The 26,268-nt window shown below is 71.2% G+C and carries 23 protein-coding genes and 1 pseudogene; 4 read left to right on the plus strand and 20 right to left on the minus strand.

The annotated features are described in order from the left end of the window. Positions 1-9: 9 nt before the first annotated feature. From ABZV77_RS06065 to ABZV77_RS06120, 12 genes and pseudogenes are all read right to left on the minus strand, one after another. Positions 10-705, minus strand: a complete 696-nt coding sequence (locus ABZV77_RS06065; RefSeq protein WP_356250807.1) for an OmpA family protein — start codon at positions 703-705, stop codon at positions 10-12. Between the two features lie 3 nt (positions 706-708). Beyond that, positions 709-1,314 carry a hypothetical protein gene (locus ABZV77_RS06070; RefSeq protein WP_356250810.1) on the minus strand — a complete coding sequence of 202 codons (606 nt, stop codon included), beginning with the start codon at positions 1,312-1,314 and terminating at the stop codon, positions 709-711. Between the two features lie 32 nt (positions 1,315-1,346). Further along, on the minus strand, positions 1,347-1,568 hold the full coding sequence (locus ABZV77_RS06075) for a hypothetical protein (protein WP_356252431.1): 222 nt from the start codon (positions 1,566-1,568) through the stop codon (positions 1,347-1,349). A 225-nt stretch (positions 1,569-1,793) separates the two neighbouring features. Further along, positions 1,794-1,955, minus strand: a pseudogene (locus tag ABZV77_RS06080) (pilus assembly protein TadG-related protein); the annotation flags it as partial. After that, the gene (locus ABZV77_RS06085) at positions 1,952-2,170 is read right to left on the minus strand and encodes a hypothetical protein (RefSeq protein WP_356252321.1); all 219 of its coding nucleotides are present in this window, start codon (positions 2,168-2,170) and stop codon (positions 1,952-1,954) included. The pseudogene ABZV77_RS06080 and the gene ABZV77_RS06085, both read right to left, overlap by 4 nt. 269 nt (positions 2,171-2,439) lie before the next feature. Next, positions 2,440-3,330: a DUF5936 domain-containing protein gene (locus ABZV77_RS06090; protein ID WP_356250813.1), complete on the minus strand. Its 891-nt coding sequence runs from the start codon at positions 3,328-3,330 to the stop codon at positions 2,440-2,442. A 40-nt stretch (positions 3,331-3,370) separates the two neighbouring features. Then, the gene (locus ABZV77_RS06095; RefSeq protein ID WP_356250815.1) at positions 3,371-4,318 is read right to left on the minus strand and encodes a type II secretion system F family protein; all 948 of its coding nucleotides are present in this window, start codon (positions 4,316-4,318) and stop codon (positions 3,371-3,373) included. After that, on the minus strand, positions 4,315-5,652 hold the full coding sequence (locus ABZV77_RS06100) for a CpaF family protein (protein ID WP_356250818.1): 1,338 nt from the start codon (positions 5,650-5,652) through the stop codon (positions 4,315-4,317). The genes ABZV77_RS06095 and ABZV77_RS06100 overlap by 4 nt, the downstream gene beginning before the upstream one ends. A gap of 63 nt (positions 5,653-5,715) precedes the next feature. Continuing rightward, complete coding sequence (locus tag ABZV77_RS06105; RefSeq protein ID WP_356250821.1) at positions 5,716-6,045, minus strand: TadE/TadG family type IV pilus assembly protein; 330 nt, start codon at positions 6,043-6,045, stop codon at positions 5,716-5,718. An 89-nt stretch (positions 6,046-6,134) separates the two neighbouring features. After that, complete coding sequence (locus tag ABZV77_RS06110; protein WP_356250824.1) at positions 6,135-7,760, minus strand: AAA family ATPase; 1,626 nt, start codon at positions 7,758-7,760, stop codon at positions 6,135-6,137. An 11-nt stretch (positions 7,761-7,771) separates the two neighbouring features. After that, complete coding sequence (gene cpaB / locus ABZV77_RS06115; RefSeq protein WP_356250827.1) at positions 7,772-8,482, minus strand: Flp pilus assembly protein CpaB; 711 nt, start codon at positions 8,480-8,482, stop codon at positions 7,772-7,774. A gap of 110 nt (positions 8,483-8,592) precedes the next feature. Continuing rightward, positions 8,593-9,552, minus strand: coding sequence for a hypothetical protein (locus tag ABZV77_RS06120; protein WP_356250829.1), 960 nt, complete (start codon positions 9,550-9,552; stop codon positions 8,593-8,595). A gap of 228 nt (positions 9,553-9,780) precedes the next feature. Here ABZV77_RS06120 and ABZV77_RS06125 point away from each other — a divergent pair, with 228 nt between their 5' ends. Further along, positions 9,781-10,797: a chitinase gene (locus ABZV77_RS06125; protein ID WP_356250832.1), complete on the plus strand. Its 1,017-nt coding sequence runs from the start codon at positions 9,781-9,783 to the stop codon at positions 10,795-10,797. Between the two features lie 85 nt (positions 10,798-10,882). Here the strand turns inward: ABZV77_RS06125 and ABZV77_RS06130 are convergent, their stop codons facing one another. Both ABZV77_RS06130 and ABZV77_RS06135 read right to left on the minus strand, forming a co-directional pair. After that, positions 10,883-11,860 (minus strand): endonuclease/exonuclease/phosphatase family protein, encoded by a 978-nt coding sequence (locus ABZV77_RS06130; protein WP_356250835.1) that lies wholly within the window; start codon positions 11,858-11,860, stop codon positions 10,883-10,885. Positions 11,861-12,031: 171 nt separating this feature from the next. Next, positions 12,032-13,357 (minus strand): Nramp family divalent metal transporter, encoded by a 1,326-nt coding sequence (locus tag ABZV77_RS06135; RefSeq protein WP_356250836.1) that lies wholly within the window; start codon positions 13,355-13,357, stop codon positions 12,032-12,034. A gap of 180 nt (positions 13,358-13,537) precedes the next feature. Between ABZV77_RS06135 and ABZV77_RS06140 the strand changes: the two genes are divergently transcribed. Then, positions 13,538-14,875, plus strand: coding sequence for a M14 family metallopeptidase (locus tag ABZV77_RS06140; protein WP_356250839.1), 1,338 nt, complete (start codon positions 13,538-13,540; stop codon positions 14,873-14,875). Between the two features lie 66 nt (positions 14,876-14,941). On the opposite strand, the gene ABZV77_RS06145 is transcribed toward ABZV77_RS06140, so the two are convergent. Further along, positions 14,942-15,403, minus strand: a complete 462-nt coding sequence (locus ABZV77_RS06145) for a phospholipase A2 (protein ID WP_356250842.1) — start codon at positions 15,401-15,403, stop codon at positions 14,942-14,944. Between the two features lie 161 nt (positions 15,404-15,564). Here ABZV77_RS06145 and ABZV77_RS06150 point away from each other — a divergent pair, with 161 nt between their 5' ends. Next, positions 15,565-19,443, plus strand: a complete 3,879-nt coding sequence (locus ABZV77_RS06150; RefSeq protein ID WP_356250845.1) for a helix-turn-helix domain-containing protein — start codon at positions 15,565-15,567, stop codon at positions 19,441-19,443. Between the two features lie 8 nt (positions 19,444-19,451). Here ABZV77_RS06150 and ABZV77_RS06155 read toward each other — a convergent pair whose 3' ends face one another. Genes ABZV77_RS06155 through ABZV77_RS06175 form a run of 5 tightly spaced genes read right to left on the minus strand, consistent with a single transcriptional unit; the run spans position 19,452 to position 24,184 of the window. After that, positions 19,452-21,017: an AAA family ATPase gene (locus ABZV77_RS06155; protein WP_356250848.1), complete on the minus strand. Its 1,566-nt coding sequence runs from the start codon at positions 21,015-21,017 to the stop codon at positions 19,452-19,454. 39 nt (positions 21,018-21,056) lie between these two features. Beyond that, on the minus strand, positions 21,057-21,692 hold the full coding sequence (locus ABZV77_RS06160; RefSeq protein ID WP_356250851.1) for a hypothetical protein: 636 nt from the start codon (positions 21,690-21,692) through the stop codon (positions 21,057-21,059). Further along, entirely contained in the window at positions 21,689-21,904 is a 216-nt protein-coding gene (locus ABZV77_RS06165; protein WP_356250854.1) for a hypothetical protein, read from the minus strand. Before ABZV77_RS06165 ends, ABZV77_RS06160 begins: the two co-directional genes overlap by 4 nt. Further along, complete coding sequence (locus tag ABZV77_RS06170; RefSeq protein ID WP_356250856.1) at positions 21,901-23,676, minus strand: hypothetical protein; 1,776 nt, start codon at positions 23,674-23,676, stop codon at positions 21,901-21,903. Before ABZV77_RS06170 ends, ABZV77_RS06165 begins: the two co-directional genes overlap by 4 nt. A gap of 31 nt (positions 23,677-23,707) precedes the next feature. Further along, a complete protein-coding gene (locus tag ABZV77_RS06175; RefSeq protein ID WP_356250859.1) occupies positions 23,708-24,184 on the minus strand; it encodes a hypothetical protein in 477 nt (158 codons plus the stop codon). A 149-nt stretch (positions 24,185-24,333) separates the two neighbouring features. Between ABZV77_RS06175 and ABZV77_RS06180 the strand changes: the two genes are divergently transcribed. Further along, entirely contained in the window at positions 24,334-26,262 is a 1,929-nt protein-coding gene (locus ABZV77_RS06180) for a caspase family protein (protein ID WP_356250862.1), read from the plus strand. The last annotated feature ends 6 nt before the right edge of the window (positions 26,263-26,268 follow it).

The raw sequence follows: 26,268 nt of genomic DNA on the forward strand, positions 1-26,268 counted from the left end.
CAGGCATTCTCACATCGAGCCGGTGGTCCCCGTGTCCGGGGCGTCGTCGTCTTCCGGGGCGTCCGCGGTCTCCGGGGTGTCCGGGGTGTCCGGGGTGCCTGCCGCTCCGCGTGGGAACGAGACCTCGACGCGGCGGTTCTTCTTGCGGCCCTCCTCGGAGCTGTTGTCCGCGATCGGGTAGTCCTCGCTGTAGCCGCGCACGGAGAACGTGACGTCCGGGCCGAGGTAGCTCGCCAGCTTGTCGTGCACGGCTTCCGCGCGTTCGCGGGAGAGTTTCTTGCCGTGGCTGTAGGAGCCGAGGCTGTCCGTGAAGCCGAACACCCTGACGTCCGTGGCCTTCTGGTTCTCGGCCTCCTCCGCGATGGCCTGGATCCGGGCGTTCGCCTCCGGGTTCAGCTTCGAGCTGTCCTTGGGGAACAGGACCTCCGCCTGCAGCGCGAACTTCACGTCGGTGTTGGTGTCCTCGCGCCGCTCCTCGCCGCCGAGGTCCTCGACGACGGACTTGATGTCAAGCACCTTCGCGGGCGCGAGGGTCGCGCCGTCGGCAAGCTTCAGTCCTGGACTGTTGGAGTCGACTTCGGGGGGTGGGGAGGTGGTGGTGCTGCCGGGTGGGGCGGAGGGATCGTCGTCGGCGAGGGCCGGGGGTGCGAAGAGGACCAGGGTCGTCAGGGTGGCGGCGCCCGCGAGGCGGAGGTGGCGGGTCATGGGTCACTCGCCCTCGGAGATCTCGATGGGGGCGGGGGGCATGGCGCCCACCTGGAAGTCGACCTTGATGGTGCCCTCCGGCGGTGCGGGGAACTGCGCGTACCACTCCGCGGTCTGGCTCGGCTTGACGCCGCCCGTGAACTTGGTGCACAGGCATCGCCCCTGCGTGTCGCGGAGGACGAGGTACTTCTTCTTGCCCGCGTTGTCGATCAGGTTCGCACCTGCCACGGACGAACCGTTCTTGTTCAACTCGCGTTCCTCGCCACGCCAGTTGGCGGCCGCCCAGAACCTGCCGCCGTTGTTCGTCACCTTGCCGGAGACCGTCACGAAGCCGCCGTCGTCCCGAACGGCGGAGGTGACCGTCAGGGTGATGCTCTCCTCACCCTTGACTTCAGCCAGTACCTCGTCGGTCTTGGGCGCCTGTCCACTCTCGCCCTCTCCATCGTCGCCCTTGCCTTGCTCGGAGGATGATGTGGAGGTCGACTTGTTCTCGGACTTGTCGCCATCACCGTCGCCACCGCCGCAGCCGGCCACCGTGAAGACCAGTCCAGTCGTGATCGCCACAGCGGTCATTGCCCTACGGGTCGTCGCGGTACGCCGAATGTTCATCGCTACGGCTTCCCTCTCTCGTCAATCGATTGTCAGTCGGCCAGGTGGACAGAGAAGAGAACGGATGCGTCCGGAAGATCGCCCAGCTCGAAGTCCTCAGGGTCGATCTCGAAGGATTCGCCGCCGTCGCAATCGAATTCCACGACCTTCTCGGGATCGCTCGACGGGGCGACGTCGCAGCGCGGTTTGATGACGGCAGTGGCGTCAGCCTTTGCGTGCTGGGACTCCGTACCAGGAATGACGGAGTCGCCCACCGTGTAGTTGGTCTCGACCGAAACCCGGTACCCGGGGAACCCGTTCACTTCGGTCGGCCCGAAATCGCGGACCTGCGAGTCGTTGTCAGCAGCGAGCGCTGCCGCCGCATCCTGGGCCCCGGCATCGGTGAGCCGGTCACCGGCGAGCCAGTCGAGCCAGTCGTCGCCCTCGCCTATGGACAGTCCGAGCCCTTCCGCCAGTTCGTCCCTGGACTCCTGAGCGGCGGCCAGCGCTGCGGCATCAGCAGCCGACTGGGCTCCATTGCGTGCCGACGCCGCCTGGGCGAAAGCGAAGAAGGCCAGCGCGACAAAGAGAAGAATCCCCGTCAGCCAGATGTAGATGGGGAGTGTCTGCCCTCTGTCATCGCGGAGAAGTCGGCGTGTCAGCCGCCGATCACATCTGAGACGGCGTCCTGAATGGCTCCGGAGATCTGGCCGTCGAGACCCAGGCCGTCGATCAGGACGAAGATCCCCGCAATAAGAATCATCAGCCCCGCATACTCCACAAACCCCGCCCCCGCATCCCGGTCCTTCCCCCGGACCCGGGACGTCACGGACACCGTCCAGTCGACCCAGACTCTGAGCACGCGTTCCTTCAGCACGACGGCCCCTTCTCTCCCACCCGATACCGCGCCCTTTGTGGTCAGAGGCAACGTACGCCACACGGCGTGCATCGGCAGCAACTCTGCGCAACGCAAGCGGTATCAGGGGTGCCCGAACCGCAAGTTGGCGGGTTCTCTTCCCCCTCGTTGAGATCACCATGCACGAAGTCCCCTCACGCAAACCGTGAACTCAGCCCTGACTGTCCCACATCGAGTTGCATCCGCGAAGAGCTTTCGCGAAGTCGTTCTTCTTCACGCCCGGGATCACGTCAACGCCCCAGGATCGAACCGAAGTCGGAGCCGGAGCCCAGGAACATACCGGCGGCGATGAGGATCATCGTGGCCGGGAGCATGAAGACCAGGGTCACCATCGTGGCCTTGGGGATCGTCTTCGCCGCCCTGCGGCGGGAGTTCTGCGCGTCCGTGCGGCGCATGTCCGTGGCGAGCTGGATCAGCGTGTCCGCGATCGGGGAGCCCAGCTCCTCGCCCTGCTGGAGCGCGGAGACGAACTGGGCCACCTGCTCGGACGCGTTGCGGCGGCGCAGGTCGTCGAAGGCCTGGCGGCGGCTGACTCCCATGTCCATCTGGCGCAGGGTGATGCGGAGTTCGTCCGCCCACGGGCCCGCGTACCGTTCCGCGACCCGGTCCAGTGCCTGGCGGAAGCCGAGGCCCGCGGAGACGACGACCGCGAGGACGTCGAGGAAGTCGGGCAGCGTGCGGTCGATGACCTCACGGCGTTCGCGGATCGCCTGCCAGATGAGGGCATCCGCGGCGACCGCGCCGAAGGCGAGGGTGAGCAGGCCGAAGAGCGGGGAGCCGTTGGTGAGGAAGACGAGGCCGAGGACGAGGCCGAAGGCGCCGTAGACCGCCCGCCGTGCCGCGTAGCGGTCTATCGTCAGGCCGCCCGGGTTGCCCGCCATGTCGATCCTGCGGCGCTTGGCGTCGACGCGCTTCGGGCCCATCAGGCGCAGGACCATGGGCGCGAAGCGCATGCCGAGGCGGTCCACCGCGGAGCCCGCCACCGAGACGCGGGTCGCGCCGACCTCCAGGGCCACGGCCAGGTCGGAGGGCAGCTTCGCGTCCGCGCGGTACATGCGGATGCCCTGACAGACTCCGGCCACGGCGAGGCCCATCGCGGCCGCGAGGAGCAGGCTCAACACGGTGACTCCCTCCTGGAGTTACTGGGATTACTAGGCTTTCCTAGACTTCGATCTTGCCTAGGCGGCGGATCACGAAGAATCCGACGCCGTACAGGCCCAGCGAGATCAGGATCAGCGTCTGGCCCAGCGGTGAACCCGTCACCCGCTCCAGCGCCCCCTCGTTCGAGGAGTTGATGAGGAGCAGGGAGCCGAGGCCGAGCAGCGGGACCGTGAAGGCCGTGGCGTGGACCTCCGACAGCATCGTGCGGACCTCGCGCCGGGTCTCCTTCCTGTCCTCCAGGGTCTGGGTGAGGTTGCGCAGGGAGTTGACCACCGTGCCGCCCGCCTTGTTGGACAGGACGAGGGTCGTGACGAGGACTATCAGTTCGCGGGACGGGAGGCGTTCGGCCAGTTCTCCGAGGGTGTCGTCGATGGAGCGGCCCAGGGTCAACTGGTCCGCCACGTGGGAGAGTTCCTCGCCTGCGGGCGCTTCCAGTTCCTCCGCCGCCATCGCGAGCGACGTACGCAGGGCCAGGCCCGCCGCCGTCGCGTTGGCCAGGATGCGCGCCACGTCGGGGAGTTGGTTGATGAACGCCTCGATGCGCTTCTGGCGCTGCCAGTTGAGGAAGGCCGCCGCGCCCCACACGGCGACGCCACCCGCGATCGGGCCGAAGAAGGGGGCGAGGGTCGCGGCCGCGATCAGCCAGAGGCCCGCGACGACCGCGACGACGTAGGTGAAGAACTCCCCCGCCGTGAGGTCGAGTCCCGTCGCGGAAAGGCGCAGGTGGATCGCCCGGCCCAGGCGGGTGCGGCGCAGGCGGCGGTCGACGGCGGCGAAGCGGCGGGAGCGGGCGGGCGGGCCGCCGTCCCCCGTGCCGGGGCCGAGCGCGAGGCGGTCCACCAGGGCCTGGCGCTGGGCGCGGCCGGACGCGTACGTGTGGACGCCCGCGACCGCGAGCGTGCCCGTCAGGATGGTGGCGCCCAGGGCGAGGAGGGTGGGGTTGTTCATCCGATCGCTTCCCTCGTGTTCATGACGTCGATGGCCTCCGCCACGCCGAACGCGGGTGGCACCGGTTCGTTCGCGACGTACAGCTTGTCGGCGATCTCGCGCGGCAGCGGCAGATGCTCGAAGTAGCCGTGTACGACGCGGTCGGCGCCGAGCGGGCGCGGCACGAAGCGGGAGACCGGCACGATGCGGAAGTGCTGGCGGCCGTGGGAGACGAGCAGCACGATCTCGGCGACCTTGCGGGAGCCGTCGCCGTGCCTGGCGAGCTGGATGACGACGTCGACGGCCGAGTTGATCTGGTCCTTCAGGGCCTCGAAGGGGATCTGGACCTCCGACATGGAGCCGAGGGTCTGCATCCGCATCAGGGCGTCCTCCGCGGTGTTCGCGTGGACGGTGGCGAGCGAGCCGTCGTGGCCCGTGGACATGGCCTGGAGCATGTCGAGGGTCTCGCCGCCGCGGACCTCGCCGACGATGATGCGGTCGGGGCGCATGCGGAGGCTGTTGCGGACCAGGTCGCGGATGGTGATCTGGCCCTTGCCCTCGACGTTGGGCGGCCGGGATTCGAGGCGGATCACGTGGTCCTGCTGGAGCTGGAGCTCCGCCGAGTCCTCGATGGTGATGATGCGTTCGTGGGCCGGGATCAGGCCGGAGAGCGCGTTGAGCAGGGTCGTCTTGCCGGTGCCCGTACCGCCGCTGACGATGAGGTTGAAGCGGGCGCGCACGAACGCGGAGAGCAGCATCAGCATGTGCTCGTCGAGGGAGCCGAGGCCGATGAGTTCGGGGAGCGTGTAGGCGCGCGGGAAGCGGCGGATCGTGAGGGTGGCGCCGGTCAGGGCGAGCGGCGGGATGATCACGTTGACGCGCTCGCCGGTGGGCAGGCGGGCGTCGACCATGGGGTTCGACTCGTCGACGCGGCGGTTGACGGTGGAGACGATGCGTTCGATCGTCTGCATCAGCTGGTCGTTCGAGGCGAACCGGAGGGGGAGCTGTTCGACGCGGCCCGCGCGCTCCACGAAGATCGAGTCGGGGCCGTTGACCATGATCTCCGTGATGGAGGTGTCGGCGAGGAGCGGTTCCAGTACGCCGAGTCCGAGGGCCTCGTCGACGACGCGGCGGATCAGCTGGGCGCGCTCGGAGGTGGAGAGGACGGGGCCTTCGCGGCTGATGATGTGGCCGAGGACGCGCTCCAGGCGGACGCGGCGGTCCGCGGCCGTGAGCGACGACATCTCGGCGAGGTCGATCTCCTCCAGGAGCTTGGAGCGGTAGACGGCGACGAGGCCGTCGTCGCGGCTCGGCTCGGTCTGGTGGGTCGGGGCCACGCGGTCGCGCAGACTCATGTCGTCCTTCAACCTCCTTCGGTGTACGAGGTGCAAGCCCGGTGAGCGGGTCCGCGGCCGGGGTCAGTCGGTGTCCGCCGCGTCGTCGTTCGGCATCGTCGCCTCCTTGGTCACGCTCCAGTCCGTGTCCACGAAGGGGAGCAGCGTCGGGACCTGCACCTCCACGGTCGCGGTCGTCGTGGCGCCGCCCTTGCTGACGCCGACGAACGCGGTGAGGCCGCTGTCCATGGCGGCGCTGCCCGCGGCCTCGCCGGAGTCGCCCTGCGAGGCCGCGCGGGCCGCCGCACGGGCGCCTGAGCCCGCCTGGTTGGCCGCGTAGCCGACCAGGCCGAGCTGGATCGTGGCGAGGCCGATGAGCAGCAGGATCGGCAGGAACCCGGCGAACTCCAGCATGGAGACGCCCTGGTCGCCCCAGCTGCGACGGCGACGACGACGGCAGCGGCAGCGGCAGCTACGAGGACCGCCTCGGGTCCGTGACCGGCTCATCCGTCCTCCCCCTCCTTGGCCGCCCCCGCCTCCCCGTCCACGTGCCATCCCGCGTCGAAGCCCGGGAAGAACACCGGTACGTCCACCGACACGTGGGCCTTCCACACCGCGCCCTCGTCCGTGCAGGCCACCGCCGCGTCCTGCCACGCGCCGGGCAGGTGCTTCCGGGCGGCGTCGGAGCAGGCCCCTGCCGCTCCCTCGCCCGCCGCGTAGGCCGCGGTGGCCGCCCTGGCCGCCTCGTCCGCCGCGTTTCCTGCGAGGGAGTACGTGTAGCCGTACAGCGCGCACTGCCAGAGGATCGCCATGACCACGAGCAGCAGCGGGAACATCCCGGCGAATTCGAGCGTGACCGCGCCCCGGTCGCCGCTCGCCGCCTTCCTCCGCAGGGCGAGCCCGCCCCGCTTCCCGTTGGCGGCCGCCGCGTCCGGGTCGACCAGGCCCAGTTCGCCCGCCAGGCCCCACAGGGCCTGCTTCACGGAGGAGCGGCTGTCGAGGTCCTGCATGCGGCCCGCGTCGACCGCGGCCTGCAGCTCCTTGAAGCAGGCGGGCACGGTGCCGCGGGCCGTCCTGGTGCCGGTGACGCGTTCGACGAGGGCGGGCTGGATCTCGGCGCCCTTGCCGTGCCGGTTGACGACGGTGACGGTCTCCTCGGCCTTGCGGATCTGCAGCCGGTCCCAGAGGCGCACCATGCGCTTGGCGGCGCGGACGGCGACGACGTCGGGGGTGACGAGGAGCAGGGCCTGGTCGGCGAGTTCGACCGCGGTGGCGCCCGCCGCGGTGACGTAGGCGCCGCAGTCGACGATCACGATGTCGTAGCGGGCGCGCAGGGCGCCGATGGTCTGGCGGGCGACGCGGTCGGTGATCTCTTCGCCGCGCTCCCCGTCGGCGGGGGCGAGGAGCAGGCCGATGCCGGTCTCGTGGGTGTAGACGGCGTCCTGGAGGATGCGGGGCGTGATGTCGGTGATGGCGGCCAGGTCGGCGATGGAGCGGCGGAACTGCACGTCGAGGTAGGAGGCGACGTCCCCGGACTGCAGGTCGAGGTCGAGGAGGGCGACGGTGCGGCCCGACGCGCGGGCGGCGAGGGCGAGGTGGACGGCGGTGAGGGTCGTGCCGACGCCGCCCTTGGCGCCGCTGACCGTGACGACGGTGCCCGTACCGGTGGGCCCGGCGCCGCCGCCCCCGTACAGCTCGAGGCCGCCGCTCCCGCTGCCCAGGTGCCGCCGCATCCCGGTGGACCAGGCGGCGGCGGCCTGGACGCGTTCGGCGAGCGCGTCGTAGGCGAGCGGGAGGCCGACGATGCCGCGGGCGCCGGAGTCCATGGCGGCGGTGAGGAGCCCGGGGCTGGTGTCGGCGGTGATCAGGACGACGCCGACCGCCGGGAAGCGGAGGACGAGATCGCGGATGAGGTCGAGGGCGGGGACGGGCCCGATGCGCTCGTGGACGAGGACGACCTCGGGCAGTTCGTCGACGGACTCGGCGGCGAGCCGCGCGAGGGTGTCGAGGAGCGCCGTGGAGTCGCCGACGGGCAGCGCGGGTTCGGTGTCGGGCAGCTGGCCGGTGAGGGTGGACAGTGCGCGGGCCGCGTCGATGTCGCCGACGGCGGGGAGGATCCGAGTGGTCATACGGTGCCCTCCTACTTGTCCTCGTCGAGGGTGTACGTCCGGTCCCTGGGCGGCACGGTCGCGTCGCCGCCGGCGCCGACCAGGGCGAGCCGGACGTGGGTGGCGAACGACTCGGCGTACGCGACGCGCTGGGCGTCGGCGGTGCCGAGGGCGAAGGTGATCGGGACCGCTTCCATGGCCCTGCGGCGTGTGCGGTCGTCCTGGTCGGGTTCGAGCGGGGTCAGCTTGCCGACGTCGAGCACCTTGGCGCCCTCCACGATGACTTTGGACTGGTCCTCCGCCTTGTCGGTCTCCCCCTTGAAGGTGGCGTAGATGTTGACCTTCGAGCCGGGTGTGATCTTGCCCGCGACGCCGGTCGCCGCGTCGATCATGATGGCGATCTCCTGCTGTCCCGGGCCGAGTTCGGGCCGTCCGACGATCATGTCGGACTGCAGCAGCGAGCCCTTGCGCAGCTGGGTGACGGCGATCTTGCCGCGGATCTCGCGGAGGTCGGTGACGGCGTTGTCGGACAGCCACCGCTCGGGCATCTCGACCTTCTCGAACTGTTCGGCGGTCAGCTCCTTGTAGGGCGCGATGTCGCCCTTGAGCTTGTACGCGGGGACCTCGGGGCCCACCTTCGAGTTCGCGTCGCGGATCACCGAGAGGACGCCCGCGAACGCGCCCAACGCGCACAGGACCGAAAGGACCAGCAGGATGATGCCGCGGCGCTGGCGTGAGTTCATGGGCCGGACTACCTCGATCGAGTGCGAATGGCTACGGACAGTGAGCGGGGTGGCGCACGTGCGGTCGTCGGTCGCGTACGAGAAGCGGAAGCTGAGGCGGGCGGCCCGGCCTAGGTCGCGCCGCGGGGCAGGGCGGCGGTCGTCCCGCGCGCGGAGCCCGTACCGGCCGGGCGGAGCCGGTGGCTCGGGGGGACGAGGGCGCGCACCGGCTGTGCGGGGCGCTCGCCGGGCGGTGGCAGCGGCGCGGCGCAGAACGCGCAGCGGTCACCGATGAGTTCGAGGCCGCACCAGTGGCAGTCGTCGCGGCGGACGGAGGACACCAGCTGGTAGAGGACGGAGATGTCCGGGATGGCCGCGGCGAACTCGACGAGCTTGCCGGTGGCCCACCAGCGTTCGGACTCGGTGGGCAGCCGGGCCTCGGTGACCTCCTGGGACTTCCACGCGGGGGCGAGGGTGCCGGTCACCCAGTCGGGGGTGAGGCGGCCCGTGGCGTAGAGCAGTCGCGTGCCGAATCCGGGGCCCTCCAGGTGGGCCTCTTCGCCGCCCGACACCTTCACGAGCTCGGGCCGGGGCGTGGCGAGGACCGCGAACTGGGTGCCGGGCATCCAGGACTTGGCGTGCGACTGGAGGCTGACGTCGATCCGGTCGCGGTCGAGCCTGGCGACGGAGCCGAGCAGGGCGCCCGCGTAGATGTAGTGGGACAGGAGGCGGGCGGCGGAGGCCAGGACGCCGGGGCTGAAGTCGCAGACGGACAACTGCCGCAGCTGGAGGGCGAGTACGGCCAGGCCGAGCGGCGGCAGGTCGGAGCGGACGATGGCGATGCGGTCGCTCTCCAGGACGGAGCGGACCGCGTGCAGCCGCTGGGCGACGGAGGCGGGCGCGGAGGACGGGCACAGCGCGATCACGTAGCCGTGGTGCTCGATGAGGGTGTGCATTTCCGTGAGCGCCTGGTCCAGGGAGTACGCCCGCGGGGACTGCACGGCGGACTGGAGGACGGCGGCCGACGGCGTGTGCCGGTCGGGTGACGGCAGCACGAGATCGGGGCCGGTGACGGCTATGGCGGTCGGCAACGCGTACACCCCCGGTGGTCGTGCACTCCTGCCTCAGCACCATATCCACGTCATGGTCGCCTCAACACCCAACTTCGCACTGTTCATGTGGAGGTGGGAACGGGTCGGCGGGAACCAAGTGGTGCTTGAGCCCTTGACAACTCAATTGGTCTGGACCAGCTTGTACGACCAAGCAAGGCAGCGGTGGCCACCGTTCCGAAGTACTTCTCCCCCCACCGGAGGCAGTAAGTGGACCGCACACGCAGGAGAAGGACCGGTGCTCTCACCGGCGCCGTCGCCGCCCTCACCCTCACCCTGACCGGCCTGTCCGGCCTGTCGACCGCCAGCGCCGCGAGCGCCGCCGACGCCGGGACGCGTGCCGTGCCCAAGCACGCGGTGACCGGCTACTGGCAGAACTTCAACAACGGCGCCCAGGTGCAGAAGCTGGCCGACGTGCAGGACGAGTACGACATCATCGCGGTGTCCTTCGCGGACGCCACCGGGACGCCCGGCGAGGTCACCTTCAACCTCGACTCCGCGGGTCTCGGCGGCTACACCGTCGACCAGTTCAAGGCCGACATCAAGGCCAAGCAGGCGGCGGGCAAGTCCGTGATCATCTCGGTCGGCGGCGAGAAGGGCGCGGTGTCGGTCAACGACGCGGCGTCCGCCAACGCCTTCGCCGACTCCGTGCACAAGCTCATGCAGGAGTACGGCTTCGACGGCGTCGACATCGACCTGGAGAACGGCGTCAACTCCACCTACATGTCGCAGGCGCTCAAGTCGCTCTCGGGCAAGGCCGGTTCGGGTCTCGTCCTGACGATGGCGCCGCAGACCATCGACATGCAGTCCACGTCGACCGAGTACTTCAAGACCGCGCTCGCCGTGAAGGACATCCTCACGGTCGTCAACATGCAGTACTACAACAGCGGTTCGATGCTCGGCTGCGACGGCAAGGTCTACAGCCAGGGCTCGGTCGACTTCCTGACCGGGCTCGCCTGCATCCAGCTGGAGGGCGGCCTCGCGCCGTCGCAGGTCGGCATCGGGGTCCCCGCGTCGTCGAGCGCGGCCGGTGGCGGGTACGTGGCGCCGGACGTCGTGAACAACGCCCTGGACTGTCTGGCGAAGGGCACGGGCTGCGGCTCCTTCAAGCCGTCCAAGACCTACCCCGACATCCGGGGCGCGATGACCTGGTCCACCAACTGGGACGCCTCTTCGGGCAGCGCCTGGTCCAAGTCGGTGGGCGCGCACGTGCACGGCCTGCCGTAGCCGTAGCACGACGGATACGGACAGCGGCGCCTCCGCTCCCCCGGAGGCGCCGCTGTCGATCACCGTCGATCACCGTCGGACCGGGTCAGAAGGTGACCCCCGCCCACAGCAGCTTGTGGTCGGAGTGGATCGCGTCCGTGGCGTCGGCCCAGTCGACGTGCGTCGACATCGGCACGAAGAGGTAGTCGATCTTCTTGTTGTCGCCCGCCATCGTGGCCTCGCCGTCCCGGCACCACAGGAACACCGGGAAGGGCGAGCCCCCGATCACGTCGCCCCAGTGCGGGTTGTTGCCGCAGTGGCTGTCGGCCTCCTTGAACTGGCCGAGCGCGCCCCGCCCGTAATCGGAGTGGTAGAAGTTGTCCGGCGCCTGGTGCAGCGGCTCGGCGTTGAGGTCGCCGCCCAGGAACTTCGTGTATCCGGCGTACGTGGTGTCCAGGATCTCCCTGGCCCTGGCGGACTCCTTGCGGCGTTCGGACTTGCTGTTGTGGGTGAGGTGCACGCTGCACAGGGCGAGCTGCCGGGCGGGAGAGGTCATGCAGAGCATCTCGCGCTGCTCCCGGTCCGCCGAGGTGCCGAGGCTGTGGCCGACGAGCGTCGAGGCGTCGAAGCCCAGGTCGCTGCGGACGAGGAGTCCGTTGCCGAAGTCCGTGCGCTGGTCGTCCGGCACGCCCACCGGGTGGTAGCACTTGGTGTTCGGCCCGCCTGCGCTCCTCGTCACCGGGTCGAACAGCACCGTGTACTCGCTGCCCAGCTGCGACTGCAGCCGGTTCGACCAGTCCGCGCAGGCCTCGTTCAGCGTCATGAAGGCGGGCTTGCGGTCCTGGACGCTGCGCACCAGGGCGTCCGGCGCCTCGTCGCCGTCGTCGCCGTGCTGGGCGTTGCCGCCCGCCATGTTGAACTGCCCGATGGTGTACGACGCCGCGGCGGCCGGGGCGGTGCCGGGATCGGCCGGGGCCGCGGAGGCGGTCGGTCCGGCCCACAGCAGTGTGCTGCCGAGGAGCGCGGCGAGCGAGACGAGCGTACGTGCCGGGCGGAACGTCCTTCTGGTGGCTCTCGTGGTCATGGTCTCCCCCGTTCGCCCGGCTGAACGGCAGCCGGGCTTGAGTGGGCCATGACAGTACTGAGGCGGCTCGTCGGAGACAGCCCCGAAACCGAGGTTGGCCGAACCCGTCCCCCGGAACGTCCGCGTCCCCCCGGTACCGAGGAGCGACGCCTCGGCCGGGCGTTCAGCGGCTCAGAAGATGCCGCCCCAGTCCAGGTCGATGATCTGCTTGACGCAGAGGACCAGGAACAGCAGGCCCGCGGCGGCCAGCATGACGTTGCTGAGCCAGCCGTTGCGCCACTGTCCCGGCGTGCGCGAGGTGTTGAGCAGCCAGAGCAGGGTGAGGGCGAGGAACGGCATGAAGAACGCGCCGAGCACGCCGTAGGCGATGACCAGGCCGAACGGCTCGTCGAGGAAGAGCAGTCCCATCGGCGGGAACGTCAGCCAGAGCAGGTACGCACGGAACGGCACCGACTTCTCGCGCTTGCCCGCCGCGACCTCCTCGACCATGTCCCCGCCGTCCGCGGAGGCGCCGCGCTCGCGCCGCAGCCGCTCCACGAAGTCCGCGAACATCAGGCTCACGCCGTGCCACACGCCCATCAGGGCGCCGAAGGAGGTGGCGAAGAAGCCGATGAGGAAGAGGTCGGCGGTGACCGCGCCGAACTTGTCCTCCAGGACCTTGCCGAGGTCGACGAGGCCCTTGTCGCCGGAGTTGAGGGCGATGTTCGTGGAGTGCAGGAGCTCGGCGCCGATGATCATCATGGCGACGACGAAGATGCCGGTCGTGATGTACGCGACGCGGTTGTCGAGCCGCATCACCTTGAGCCAGGTGATGTCGGTCCAGCCCTTGGAGTTCACCCAGTAGCCGTACGCGGCCATGGTGATGGTGCCGCCGACGCCGCCGATCAGGCCGAGCGTGTACAGCAGCGAGCCGTCGGGCAGGGCGGGGACGAGGCCCGCGAAGGCGTTGCCGAGGTCGGGGGCGACGCGGATCGCGACGTACACGACGATCAGGAACTTCATGCCGATGACGACCGTCATGGCCTTCTCGAAGACCGCGTACCGGTTGAACCAGACAAAGGCGAGGCCGAGCAGGCCGCAGAGGACCGCCCAGGTCTTCAGGCTCGGCCCGTCCGGGAAGAGCGCGACCAGCGGCAGGGCGCTGGACGACATGGCGGTGGCCCCGTACACGAAGCCCCAGATGACGACATAGACCGCGAAGTAGTACGTGGTCCACTGGCCGAGGCTGCGCCAGCCCTCGAAGAGGGTGCGCCCGGTGGCCAGGTGCCAGCGGCCGGTCGCCTCGGCCAGGGAGATCTTCACCAGACAGCCGATGATCGCGGCCCACAGCAGTGTGTAGCCGAATTTGCTGCCCGCGATCAGGGTCGCGACGAGGTCGCCCGCGCCCACTCCGGTGGCCGCGACGACGATGCCCGGGCCGACGTACTTCCAGCTCGCCTTGCGGAGCCGAGGTTCCGCTTCGCCGGCGGTGATGCCACTGCCTGTGCTTTCAGCCATGCCGATCAAGAAAGCGCATCGCGGTCCCGGACACAAGAGGTTGGCCAAAGACTGCGTTGACCGGTGCATGCCACGCGTCGACGATGGGCGCGCGCAACTCGCACCTCCGCACGTCGCACCCGCACGTGACGACAGCCCCGCACGTCGCACTGAACAACCCCCCACCCCTGAGGAGACTTCATGCGACTCCGCATACGCGGCAGGAGATCCGCGGCCCTCGCGGCGCTTCTCGCCCTGGCCGTGGCGGCCCCCCTGACCGCCAACGCCTCGACAGGACAGGCCGACCCGGCCCCCCGCAGCGCGGCGACCGCCGCCGACGAAGACCCACGCCAGTACGAGATCCCCCTGCGCGACGACCGCGCCGCGCGCACCGCCCTCGCCCGCACCGGCGTCGCGATCGACGAGGTCGACGCCCGCGCGGTGGTCGTCTCGGCGGACGCGGCCGAGGCGGCTGCGCTCCGGAAGGCGGGCTACGAGCTCAAGCCCCTGGCCGGGCCCCCGAAGCGGGCGAACGGCCAGGAGGTGAAGGTCAAGGACTTCCCGCCCGCCGACGCGAAGTACCACAACTACGCCGAGATGAACGCGGAGATCGACCAGCGCATCGCGGCGTACCCGGGCCTGATGACGAAGAAGGTCATCGGCAAGTCGTACTCCGGCAGGGACATCGTCGCCATCAAGATCAGCGACAACGTCGGCACCGACGAGGCCGAGCCGGAAGTCCTCTTCACCCACCACCAGCACGCCCGTGAGCACCTGACGGTCGAGATGGCGCTGTACCTGCTCCGCGAGCTCGGCGCGGGCTACGGCTCCGACGCACGCATCAAGAAGATGGTGGACTCGCGCGAGATCTGGATCGTCCCCGACATGAACCCGGACGGCGGCGAGTACGACATCGCGACCGGCTCCTACCGCAGCTGGCGGCTGAACCGGCAGCCCAACTCCAACGGCCGCACCGGCACCGACCTGAACCGCAACTGGGACTACAAGTGGGGCTGCTGCGGCGGCTCCTCGGGCACGCCCGGGTCCGAGACCTACCGGGGTTCGGCCGCCGAGTCGGCGCCCGAGGTGAAGGTCGTCTCCAACTTCGTGCGCAGCCGCGTCGTCGGCGGCAAGCAGCAGATCAAGGCCGCGATCGACTTCCACACGTACAGCGAGCTGGTCCTGTGGCCGTACGGCTACACGTACAACGACACGGCCCCCGGCCTGACCCAGGACGACCGTGACGCGCACGCCGCCGTCGGAAAGAAGATGGCCGCGAGCAACGGCTACACGCCCGAGCAGTCCAGTGACCTCTACATCACGGACGGCACGATCGACGACTGGCTGTGGGGCAACCAGAAGATCTTCAGCTACACCTTCGAGATGTACCCGCGCTCCGGCGGCGGCGGCTTCTACCCGCCCGACGAGGTGATCGAGCGGGAGACGTCGCGCAACCGCGACGCGGTGCTGCAGCTCCTGGAGAACTCGGACTGCATGTACCGGTCCATCGGCAAGGAGCAGCAGTACTGCACGAGTTGACGCTCGCGGCAGTGCGGCCCCGGACCCACACAGGGGTCCGGGGCCGCGGCACGCCGTCGGCCGGGCCTAGTAGAAGGCGTCCTTGCCGATGCCCGCCGAGAGCCCGTCGTACATGATCTTCGCCTCGGCGAGGCACAGGTCCCGCGCGGCGCTGCCCTCTGGATAGTTGTCGATGCAGGCGGCCCGCAGCTGATGCCAGAGGCGCTCGTCGAGCCACGCCTTCGTCTCCGGGACCGGGCTCAGCCTGAGCTGGGTGGCGCCGTGATTGCCGTAGTTGCGGTACCCGAAGTCGTGCTGGGCACAGGCCTCGAAGAAGACGCCGTCCGGCCACCACGTGCAGCCGTCGGTCTCCCAGTCGAACGGCGCGTCGTGCGGGTGGTTGATGAAGTCCAACCGACTGAGGCCCATGATGCGGTCGGCCTCGGCGCGGACGTCGGCCGCGGCGGCTTGCGGGGCGGTTCCGGTGGCCAGCGCCACGCAGGCGGTGGCGGCCAGGAGGGTTTTGCGCAGGGCGCTTCGTACTCGCATGACGGAGGTTCCCTTCGGGCGGAGTCGATCACTCCATAGAGGTGCCGAGCGCGGAACGGCCACGCCCGGACGGCAGCCCTGCGTAGCTTTGCGCTCACGCAGCGTTGCCGGGTCCCAGCGTGGGGCACCCGGGGCCGACGGCCTAGGAGGTGCCTGTCGCCTTGTCCGACGGGAATCGGGAAACAGCTTCTGACCTGCGGCTCAACCCGTCGCCCGAAACGTTCGGGGAGTGCCTGCGGCGGCTGCGCGCCGAGCGCGGGATGTCGCTGGCGGACCTGTCACGGGTCGCGCACTACAGCCGCGGCTATCTGAGCAAGGTGGAGAACGGGCAGAAGCCGCCCACCGCCGACGTGGCCCGCGGCTGCGACGAAGCGCTGGGCGCGGGCGGCGCGCTGGTCGCGCTGGCGCCGCCACCGGTGGGCGGGCAGGGCCGGGAGGCGTGCCCGTATCCGGGCCTCGCCGCCTTCGGCCCCGGGGACGTGGCGTGGTTCTTCGGCCGCGAACGGGCCACGGCCGCCCTCACCGCCCGCCTCGCCGAGCGGCTGCGCGTGCCGGGCCCGGTCGTGGTCGTCGGCCCCTCCGGGGCGGGCAAGTCCTCGCTCCTGCGCGCCGGTCTCGTACCGGCCGTGGCGCGTGGCGCGCTGCCGGTGCCGGGCTCGCGGTCGTGGCCCGTGGTCTGTTTCTCGCCGGGCGCGCACCCGCTCGACAGCCTCACCGCCGCCCTCGCGGGAGTGGTGCGGCCCGATCCCACGGACTCCCACGGCTCCCCCGGTCCGTACGCCGCCTCCGTGCGCGCCGCCGCCCTCCGCACCGGCGGACTCGTGATGATCGCCGACCAGTTCGAGGAGGTCTTCACGCTGTGCGGCGCCGAGCGGGAGCGGCGGCGGTTCATCGAGACCCTGTGCTCCCTGGCCGTGCCCGCCGAAGGCCCCGCGCGGCCGCCGGTCCTGGTCGTCATCGGCGTACGCGCCGACTTCTACGCCACCTGTCTGGAGCACCCCGAGCTGGTGGCCGCCCTGCGGGACGGGCAGCTTCCGCTGGGGCCCATGTCCCGCGGCGAGCTGCGCGAGGCGATCGAGGGGCCCGCCCGGCGGACCGGCCTCGCGCTCGACCCCGGCCTCGCGGACCTCCTCCTGGCCGAGCTCGGCGTCCACGAGGACGACCGGCCGCCGCCCGACGCCGGGGCGCTGCCCCTGCTGGCCCACGCGCTCCTGGCCACCTGGCAGCAGCGGGACGGGCGGGACGACCGGATGAGCGTGGACGGCTACCGGCTCACCGGCGGCATCCGGGGCGCCGTCGAGGCGACCGCCGAGCGCGTGTACTGCCGTCTGGCCCCCGCCGAGCGGACCGCGGCCCGGCACCTCCTCCTGTCCATGGTGCGGATCGGCCCGGGGCGGCAGAGCACACGGCGGCGGGTCTCCCGCGAGCACCTGGCCGCCCTGCTGCCCGGCGCGGACACCACGCGCCGCGTCGTCGACGCCTTCGCCGACGCCCGGCTCCTCACCCTGGACGAGGAGGGCGCCCAACTCGCCCACGAGGCGCTCCTTTCGGCCTGGCCCCGGCTGCGGGGCTGGATCGACGCCGACGGCGCGCGACTGCGCGACCGGCAGCGGCTCACCGAGGCCGCCGAGGCCTGGGCGTCCTGCGGACACGATCCGGCGGCCCTCTACCGCGGTACGCAACTCGCCCTGGCCACCGAGGCGCTGGCAGGCACGCACACCGACCGCGCGACACCGGAGCGGCGCTTCCTCGCCGCCGCCCGGGCCGCCGAGGGACGGCACACGCGCAGGCGCCGCGGCGCCCGTGCGGCCCTGGTCGTGCTCACCGTCCTCGCGCTCCTCGCCGGTGTCACCGCCTGGCAGCAGCACCGGGGCCGGGTACAGCGGGACGTGGAGGCGGCGTCGCGGCGACTCGCCTCGCGCGCCGAGAGCCTGCGCTACACGCACCCGGCGGAGGCGATGCGGATGAGCGTGGCGGCCTGGCACCTCCATCCAACGCCGGAGGCGGAGGCGGGCCTGATGGCCGCGGCGGCCCAGGCGGAACAGGACGCGTTCCGGCCGCCGTCGGGCGAAGGGAACGACGAGTACCACGGGGCGCACCTCAGCGCCGACGGCCGCGTCGTGCTCACCCGGGACGCCGCCCACGTCCACGTGTGGGACGTCGTGCAGCACCGGCGGACGGCCCGGATCAGACACCACGGGCGGCAGATCCAGGACCTGTCGGCGGGCGGCGGGCGGCTCCTCCTCGGCAAGGGCGGACGTTCGCGGGTGTACGACGCGCGGTCCGGGCGGCCCATGGGCCCCGCCTTCCGTTCCCCCCACGAACCGGCGTCCTTCTCCCCCACCGGGCGCCACGTCGTCGTCAACACCCTCACCTCGCTGCGGGTGCTGCGCGCGGACAGCGGCCGCGTCACGCGCCGGATCGCCCTCACTCCGTACGCGGACGTGGCCGAGGCGGTCGTCGGCCGGGACGACCGGATCATGGCGTTCTGCCGTTCCGGCGCGCGCGACGGGCCGCGCGCCCTGGAGCTCCGCGCCGCCGCGGGCGGCCCGTCCTCCGGCGCGCCGGTGCGGCTCTCGGCCGGGGACCGGCGGGCCGTGTGCGGGACCGAGCACCTCGGGCACCGGATCGTCCTCGACCCCAGCGGGCGCTTCCTCGCCTCCGTGGGCGACGACGTCCGCGCCTGGGACCTGGCGACCGGGAAGTCGTGGCTCGCCTCGCCGGTCGGGTCAAGTCCCGCGTTCAGCGCGGACGGCGGGTTCCTCGTGGTGACCACCGACGAGGAAGTCATCCTGTGGCGCACCGCCGACCCGCGCCGCCCGGTCTACCGGCACTCCCTCAACGGCGGCACTGCGTCCCAGCCGCGCATCGACACCGAGGACCGGGCCATCCGCTACTGGGAGGACGGCACGACCGTCCGCACCCTCGCCCTCGGCAACGCGCTGACCTCGGCCTGGCGGCGTGGCACCGTCGCCGAGGCGCAGTACGCCCCGGACGGCGAGCGCCTCGCCGTCGCGCGCAGGAGCGGCGACCGGATGGACTTCGAGCTGTGGCCCACCGGTCCGGGCGGCCCGCGCCGCCGCATCGGCTCCGCGGACTGCGACCTGTCCGGCGCGGGCGACGTGGGCCCGGCGGAGCGGAGCTGCGACGTGCTGATGTCGTTCAGCGCCGACGGGAACCTGCTGGCCCACGGCATCCGGGCGCGGCACGACTACACCAGCCGCCGCCATGCGCAGACCGTCCACGTCTTCGACGTACGACGCATGCGCGAGCGGAGCAGGCACGTCCTGGCCCGCTCCGGCCGCAGGGAGCAGGACGTGGTAGATCTCGCCCTGACACAGGACGGCGGCACCCTGCTCCTGCGCAGGGACACGGCACGGCGGCTGGACTCCCTCGACCTGCGCGCGGGCGCCGACGCTGCGGCGCCGCACGTCACGTTCAACAGCCAGGCCCCGGGCAACAGCCACCTCGTGGTGCGCCCCGACGGCGCCTTCGCCGCGGACGCCGGAGGCCTCTACCGCCTGCCCTCCGGGCGCCGCCCCGCACGCCCCCCGCTGCAGCCCCAGGGCGCCCACCGCATCGCCTTCAGCGCGGACGGGAACCTGCTCGCCGCGGGCGCGCACACCGGCAGGGTCGCCCTGTGGAACGGCGAAGGAACCCGGCTGATCGCCGACCTGCCCGGCACGTTCACGGTGACGGGGGACGGCTCCGGGTCCCCCGTGACGGCACTGGCCTTCAGCCCCGACGGCACGAAGCTCGCGGTCGGCGACGACGGCGGCCGGGTCGCCCTCTACGACGTCCCGTCCAGCCGCCTCCTCGTCGCCTCCCTGCCCACCGGCGGCGACCTGGTCCGCGCCCTCGCCTTCACCCGGGACGGCAGCACGGTCCTGACCGCGGGCGAACACACCCCGTCCCTCGCCTACCGCATCGAACACGACTACCTCGTCGAGCGGGTCTGCGCGCGGACCGGGGGCGGCTTCTCCCCCGCGGACTGGGAGAAGCACATCCCGGACGCGCCTTACCGCAGGACGTGTTCGTGAGGCGCCGGTCAGTCGTCCATGAACAGAATCCGGCGCACGGGCTGTGCCGCACCGGGAGCCGCACCGGCGGACGAGCGTCCCGCCGGGACGGCGCGCTCCCGGCCCCAGGCCCTGATCTCCTCGATCTGCTCCGGGTTGACCCTGCTCATCGGCACCGTGTTGGCGAAGGTGTCCGGCAGGAACGAGGGCTTCAGGTTGTCCGCGCCGCCGTTCAGGAAGGCCTCCGCGCCGACCTCGTGCAGGGCGGACTCGATGTCGGAACCCGCGAACCCCTCCGAGAGGTCGACGAGTTGGTCGAGCTGTGTCTCGTCGGGCGAGGAGCGCAGATAGCGGCGGTAATAGAGGTCAATGATCTCCTTGCGGTCCTGTCCGTCGGGCAGGTCGACGAAGAACAGTTCGTCGAAGCGGCCCTTGCGCAGCAGCTCGGGCGGCAGGCTTCGGACGTCATTGGCCGTCGCGACGACGAAGGCACGCGACTGCGACTCCTGCAGCCAGAACAGGAACTGGCCGATGATGCGCTGCGGCACGCCGGTGCCGTCGTCGCGGCCCGCCAGGCCCTTCTCGATCTCGTCGATCCACAGGACGCACGGCGCCACCCGGTCGGCCATCGCGAGGGCCTCGCGGAACCTCCCCTCGGACTCGCCGAGGTACTTGCCGTGGATGCTGCCCATGTCGAGCCGGTAGAGCGGGAGTTGCCACTCGTGCGCGATGGCCTTGGCCGAGAGGGACTTGCCACAGCCGGGCACGCCCACCAGAAGGACGCCGCGCGGTGGCCGCAGCTCCAGGCCGCGCAGGTCGGCGTGCATCAGCTGGTGCTTGCGGCGCAGCCAGGCCCGCAGGCTGGTGAGACCACCGACCGTGTAGTCGCTCTCCCTGAGCTGGACCCGTTCGAGTCCCGTCAGGTCGCTGAAGATCCGGTCCTTGGCCTGTGCGAGGCCCACCACGTCGGCCTTCTTGATGGCCTTCTTCGCCGCGATGGTGGCCATCAGGTTGATGCACTCGGCCTCGGTCACCCCGCGCAGGAACTCGGCGGCACGACGTGCGTCGTCCTCGTCCCACTCGATGGGGATGTGACCGCGGTGGTCGGCGAGGAAACGGCTGAGTATCTGGTACATCTCGTCGGCGTCCGGCAGGTCGAGGTGCAGGCTCATGCCGAGCCGCTGCAGCCCGCTCCAGATGGGCGAGTCGGTGATCAGGACGATGCTGCCCATGTTCCTGTCGGCGAGCCTGGCGAGCTCGGCGATGTGCCGGGTGACGGGTGAGTCGCCCTCGAGGTGGTCCGGGTCGACCAGGACCACGGTGGCGTTGGCACGGCCGTTGAACTGGGAGGCGGCGAAGTCCATGGCGCCGGTCAGGGAACGGTCGTCCTGCACCGGCGAGTTGGTGCGCAGGTCGCGCAGGCCCGTCGCCCGGGAGTAGATCCAGAACGGCATGCTGCTACGACGCGGCTGGGCGGCCGCCTCGCGCAGCAGGTTCAGCGCTCGCTGCTGCTCGATGGTGTGCATGCCGATCACCGGCACACGGGCTGAGATGTAGCTGTCGAGGTGATGCAGGCTCTCGGCGTAGTTCGACATGCGGACCTTCGGTTCTCGGGTGTGGTGCCTGGCGGCAGGTCAGTCGGTGACGACGCGGCGCCTGGGCGGCGCGGCCGGATCGTGCGACCAGGGATCCGGGGTGTCCTTCCCCGCCGACGCGGCCTCCGTCGCCCCTCCGGTGACCGTGGTGAGCGGATTGTCGCGGAGTGTGCGGCGGCGCAGCTCGACCAGGCGCGGGTCGGTGCCGTTCCGGACCATCCGCTCCAGATCCTCCTCCAACTGTTGCTGCAGCTGTTCCACTTGGTGACCGACCAGTTCGGCAAGGCGCTTGCGCAGCTCGGGCGGCAGGCCCGGATGACCCGCCACGTCACGGATCCTGCGGAGCCCGACACGCGCCTGGGTCAGCTCGCGCCCGGCCGAGAATTCGTCGGTCGCCTCGGAAAGGGCCCCGGTGAACCGGTCGGCCCAGGCCTGCAGCCTCGTGTCGAGGGCCGCGCCGAGGTGGTGCGTGAGCCGCTCCCAGGTCTCGCCCTCGAAGTCCTCCTCGGTGAGGGCCGGCAGGGCTTCGGGGTGTACGTCCTCGGCCGCTGCCCAGCGCCGCAGGAAGTCGACCCAGACGTGGTAGTCGCCACCGTGACCCCAGTAGGAGTCGGGTGCGGGGTTCTCGGGAGGCTTCGCACGGGGCGTCGACCGGAACCTGCGGAGGAACCTCATGACAGGCTGCCGGGCCGTCGTACCACCGTCTCTCCGGGCGGCAGCGGCTCCCAGTCGGGCAGTCCTTCGGCCATTCGACGCGAACGGGTCGTGACGCGCTCGCCTCGTGGCCTGCGGGTGGCGGCCCACGGCGATGCGTCGCCCTGGCCACGGCCCGAGCCCTCCGAGGACTCGCCGGACGGGTAGGGGGCGTCGGACGGGGTCGGGCTCATGAGGCGGCTTCCTCCCTCGCCACGGTGCGGCCCTCGAAGGGCGAGCCACCGTGGTGGACCGCGGTCTCCAGCGATTTGATCAGCTCCCGGCAGCGTGCCTCCACGGCATCATCGGAGCGGAACTTCTCATGCCAGTCGACGAGTTCGGCCGATGCCGCCCTCAGCTGCCGCAGGGATTCGTCCCTGGCGCGCTCCAGGAAGACGCGGGTCGCCTCCTGGTTGCGCCGGACCGCCTGCGCGCGGTTGTGCAGGACCATCCCCCAGATGCCGCCGGTGATCAGGGCGGCGATCAGGGCGAAGCCGAGGTGGATGGAGCCCACGATGGTCAGGATCCCGAGCAGCACGAGCACGAGCGGTACCGCCTTCCGCACGGTCGGGTACGCGAGGGAGGCGACGAAGGGGCCGATGTGCTGGTCCCAGTGACCGCCCAAGGACCGTTCGAGCTCCCCGAGCGGCCGGCCGAACGAGGCGTTCCAGACCGGAAGCTGGAGAACGGCGCCGCCCACCTTCTGTGTCGTCTGGAACTGGGCCTGCACGTCCTGCGGCACCGCCGCCCGGTAGTCGCGCGTGAATCCTGCGTGCCCCTGCAGGAACCACTCGTGGCAGCCGGCCACCGCGAGGCGCTGGGTGGCGGGCGAGGTGCCGATGGCGGGCGGATTGAGCGCCGCGGTGGTCTGCACCGTCAGATAGTCGAGCGTCTCGTCGTACGAGGCGGAGTCCGCCTCGGCGGTCCTGCGGGCGGCGTCCAGGTCGCCGCCGTGCGCGATGACGGCGTGGTGGAAGGCGAGATCGCGGCGGAGCGGCAGCTCTTCGTCGTCGTACTCGGAGACCAGCCGGTCGAGGATGTCGTCGACGGCGTCCTCGATGCTCGGCGACAGCTCGAACTCCCGGTCCATGATGGCGCGGTATTTGGCGAGGACCCCTTCGTGAGCGCGGGCCGCGCAGAGGGCGCTGTTGAGCTGCGGCCACTGCGGTGTCAACACGGAAAGGCGGGGGAACTCGGCCACCGAGGTCGTCGTACGCAGACTGTCGACCTCGTCCCGCCAGCGCCTGATCTGCTTCTGCTGGACCTCGGCGCTGTCCATCAGCCGCTCGCGCCAGTTCGTGAGGGTGCGGTTGAGCAGTTCCCGGCCCGCAAGGCCGAAGGCGCCCTGCGCGATGGATTCGAGGATGACGGCGAACTCCCGGCCGAGCGCACTGGGGTCCTGTGCGAGCAGGTAGTGGCGCAACCAGCGCACCGCCCCGTCCATGCGACCCTGCCGACGCAGGACCAGCGCGAAGAGGAGCGAGGTGCGGTCCGGCGAACGCCGGAACGCCTCTTCCACCGCCCGTTCGCACAGCGTGCGGTCGTCGGCCGACCAGGAGGCGAGCGCGACCAGGGCGGGCGCCAGCCAGTAGCGCGGCGTCTGGATCATCAGCTGGTCGCCGACGGACCGGACGGCCTCCTCGGACACCAGGCCGAGATCGAAGGCCTGGAGCATGCCGACCGCGGTGCGCCGCACGACCTTGTGGTGGCCGAACTCGTGGTCCACCTGGTCCTGGATCACGCCGATCCTGGTCTCGGCGCGCTGTACATGGGCGTTGAGCATCGAGGCCAGGGCGAAGGCCCGGAACTCGTCGCGCAGCTCCTGCAGTTCGCTGCTGGTCCGCTGCTGCTTGGCGTCGACGGACGAGACCTGGCCGGACACGGAGCTCACCTGCTCGCTGAGTCCGACCACGAGTTGGGTGACCTGCTGCAGTTTCCGGTGCAGCGCGTGGTCTACGTCGGACATACGGTGGTTTCTCCGATCGCTTCGAACCAGTTCAGAGGAGTACGTCTCCGGACCGCACGGCCGTCCCGTCGTCGAGCACCGGGATCAGCAGGCCGTCGGAGTAGACCTCGACGTACGCGTAGCCGCCCGTGCGCACCAGCATCCGGGCGTCCGAGTAGGGCTTCGGCACGGCGTCGGACGGGGCGAAGTGCCGGACGATCACGGCGAAGAGGTTGAGCTGGTGATCGACGTAGGGCGGACCGAGGAAACAGCGGGCCAGGAAACCGACGGGCACCGTTCCGTGGGCGGTCGTGTACTCCTCACGAATCCACTCCGCGAGCTCCCGGCAGGCCTGTTCACCGAGCCCGGCGTCGAGCCGGGCCACCGCGTCCCTCAGCCCCTGGGAACGCGCCTTGACCCGTTCGCGGGACAGCGCACCGGACGTTGCCGCCTGCCGCTGCGGGGCGCCCCCGACAGACAGGTCGCTGCCGGTCTGCACAATGCGCCGCGGCTGCTCGAAACGCCCCATGAGTCCCCCGACCTTTGGCTGATGTTTCATCAATAGTGCGACCACAGAAGGAACTTGGCACGCGGTTGGCCCAACTGCACCCAGAATGCGACCTGTTGACAACCAGTTCAGCCGTGTCTTTCGCATTCCGCGCTGCCAGACTCTCCGGCATGGGGACGATCCATGCGTTCTTGGCGGGCATCGACGCCTACCCGCCGCAGACCGCCGCACCACTGACCGGCTGCGTCAACGACGTCACGCAGGCCGCGGCGCTCCTCGCCGCGCGCACCGGCGGCACGGCCGAAACGCGCATCGTGGTGAACGAAGCGGTGACGGCCGCGGCGGTGGAGGACGGCATTGCCCAGTTCCTGGGCGCAGCCGGGCCCGGCGACACGGCGCTGTTCTGGTTCTCCGGGCACGGTACGCAGCAGGCGGCGTACGGAACCGATCTGCTGATCGAGTCGACCGGGCGCAATCAGGCCCTGATGTGCGTGGACGAGCCGCTGCCCGACAAGCGGCTCGGAGCGCTGCTTGACGGGGTCGCCGCGCGCGGTGCGCACGTCGCGGCCGTCCTGGACTGCTGCTTCTCCGGCGGCGCCACCCGCGACGGCGGGGATCTGACCGCCCGCTTCACACCTCCTCCCGCGGGGTGGTCGGCGCCGACGGTCCGGGACATGCCGGTGCCGGCCGGACAGGACCGGCACGTACTGCTGGCCGCGAGCCGACTCGATCAGCTCTCGTACGAGGGCTACTTCGACGGCCGCAGGCACGGCGCCTTCTCCTACGCACTGCTGGCGGCGGCGCGGGAGCCGGACCCGGCCGCCACCTACCGGGAACTCCTCTCCGCGGCCGACGCCCTCGTGCAGCGCACCGGCGGCCACCAGCAGCCGGTGCTGTATCCCGCGACACCCGGCGGCCCTGCGGACCTGCCCTTCCTCAGCGGAGCGCTCGCCCGCACACCGAGCACCTGCCTGCTGCGGAACGGCAGGGACGGCTGGGAGGTGGACTGCGGGACCGGACACGGGCTGCGGGACGGAACGGCGGCCACGGGCACGGAGTTCACCGTGGTGGGCGACGCGGACCCGGCCGTCGTACGGGCCCGGGAGATACGGGTCGACCGGACCCTCGTGGATCCGGTCGGCTGGACACCCGAGGCCCGGAGGGCCTACCCGGTGGCACTGTCCGCACTGGCTCTGCCGATGGCCACGGTGGCCCTGGATCTCCCCCCGCAGGCCGACTCCGCACGGCTCCTGGCGGACGCGCTGGGGTCCGCCGGGCCCGGTGGCGGCCCTGCCGCGCTGCTCCGGCTGGTGGACGGCCCGCAGGAGAGCGCCGACCTGCACTTCCGGGTGGCCGTACGGAGCGGATCCGCGCACGTGCTGCGCCGCGACGGCACGGCGTTCACTGCTCCGCTGCCCCTCGCGGGCCCCGCCGACGCACGGCGGATCGTCGGCTGTCTGACGCACCTCACCCGCTGGCACCGGCTCCGGGAACTGAGGCCGCCTCGCCCTTCGGAGCTCGACAACCTGGTGCGAGTGGAGATCACGCCGTGGGATGCGCCGCCCGACCAGCTGCTGGTACCGGACGGCAGTGGAGAGATCGTCTGCTCGTACGCGTCCGAGGGCGCCGGGCCCCGGGAGCCGTGGGTGTCCATCAGGCTCCACAACCGTTCCCCCGACCGGCAACTGTGGTGTCTGCTGCTCGACCTCACCGACGGCTACGCCAGCCACTCCCTGCTCTATCCCGGCCACTTCATCGCACCGGGCCACTTCGGGCACGCACTCGACGGCGGCCCGGTGCAGCTGTCGCTGCCCGCCGCCCGTCCCGCCGTGCCGGGGGCCCAGGTGCGGGACTGGCTGAAGCTGATCGTCGCGGAGGGCGAGCTCAACCCGGTGCCGTTCCACCTGCCGCCCTGGGACCCCGCCGCGGAGTCCGGCCGCGCGGGCAGCGCCGCGGAGCAACCGCACACGGACGGCACTCTGCGACTGACCGGACCCCGACGGCAGTCCGGCGCAAGGGAGTTGGGACGGCCGCGCGACACCGGGCCCGGCCGCTGGGCCACCCGGACCGTCGCCCTGCGCACGGTCGTGCCGCACTGACCTCCG

The organism is Streptomyces sp. NPDC004732, from assembly GCF_040609235.1.
Taxonomy (GTDB): Bacteria; Actinomycetota; Actinomycetes; order Streptomycetales; family Streptomycetaceae; genus Streptomyces.

Coding starts and splice junctions, on each gene's coding strand:
- ABZV77_RS06105 (WP_356250821.1), bottom strand. CDS start 6,045: ATGCTGGAGTTCGCCGGGTTCCTGCCGATCCTGCTGCTCATCGGCCTC.
- ABZV77_RS06145 (WP_356250842.1), bottom strand. CDS start 15,403: ATGCGAGTACGAAGCGCCCTGCGCAAAACCCTCCTGGCCGCCACCGCC.
- ABZV77_RS06155 (WP_356250848.1), bottom strand. CDS start 21,017: ATGTCGAACTACGCCGAGAGCCTGCATCACCTCGACAGCTACATCTCA.
- cpaB (WP_356250827.1), bottom strand. CDS start 8,482: ATGAACTCACGCCAGCGCCGCGGCATCATCCTGCTGGTCCTTTCGGTC.
- ABZV77_RS06070 (WP_356250810.1), bottom strand. CDS start 1,314: ATGAACATTCGGCGTACCGCGACGACCCGTAGGGCAATGACCGCTGTG.
- ABZV77_RS06130 (WP_356250835.1), bottom strand. CDS start 11,860: ATGACCACGAGAGCCACCAGAAGGACGTTCCGCCCGGCACGTACGCTC.
- ABZV77_RS06095 (WP_356250815.1), bottom strand. CDS start 4,318: ATGAACAACCCCACCCTCCTCGCCCTGGGCGCCACCATCCTGACGGGC.
- ABZV77_RS06165 (WP_356250854.1), bottom strand. CDS start 21,904: ATGAGCCCGACCCCGTCCGACGCCCCCTACCCGTCCGGCGAGTCCTCG.
- ABZV77_RS06135 (WP_356250836.1), bottom strand. CDS start 13,357: ATGGCTGAAAGCACAGGCAGTGGCATCACCGCCGGCGAAGCGGAACCT.
- ABZV77_RS06110 (WP_356250824.1), bottom strand. CDS start 7,760: ATGACCACTCGGATCCTCCCCGCCGTCGGCGACATCGACGCGGCCCGC.
- ABZV77_RS06170 (WP_356250856.1), bottom strand. CDS start 23,676: ATGTCCGACGTAGACCACGCGCTGCACCGGAAACTGCAGCAGGTCACC.
- ABZV77_RS06160 (WP_356250851.1), bottom strand. CDS start 21,692: ATGAGGTTCCTCCGCAGGTTCCGGTCGACGCCCCGTGCGAAGCCTCCC.
- ABZV77_RS06140 (WP_356250839.1), top strand. CDS start 13,538: ATGCGACTCCGCATACGCGGCAGGAGATCCGCGGCCCTCGCGGCGCTT.
- ABZV77_RS06100 (WP_356250818.1), bottom strand. CDS start 5,652: ATGAGTCTGCGCGACCGCGTGGCCCCGACCCACCAGACCGAGCCGAGC.
- ABZV77_RS06175 (WP_356250859.1), bottom strand. CDS start 24,184: ATGGGGCGTTTCGAGCAGCCGCGGCGCATTGTGCAGACCGGCAGCGAC.
- ABZV77_RS06180 (WP_356250862.1), top strand. CDS start 24,334: ATGGGGACGATCCATGCGTTCTTGGCGGGCATCGACGCCTACCCGCCG.
- ABZV77_RS06065 (WP_356250807.1), bottom strand. CDS start 705: ATGACCCGCCACCTCCGCCTCGCGGGCGCCGCCACCCTGACGACCCTG.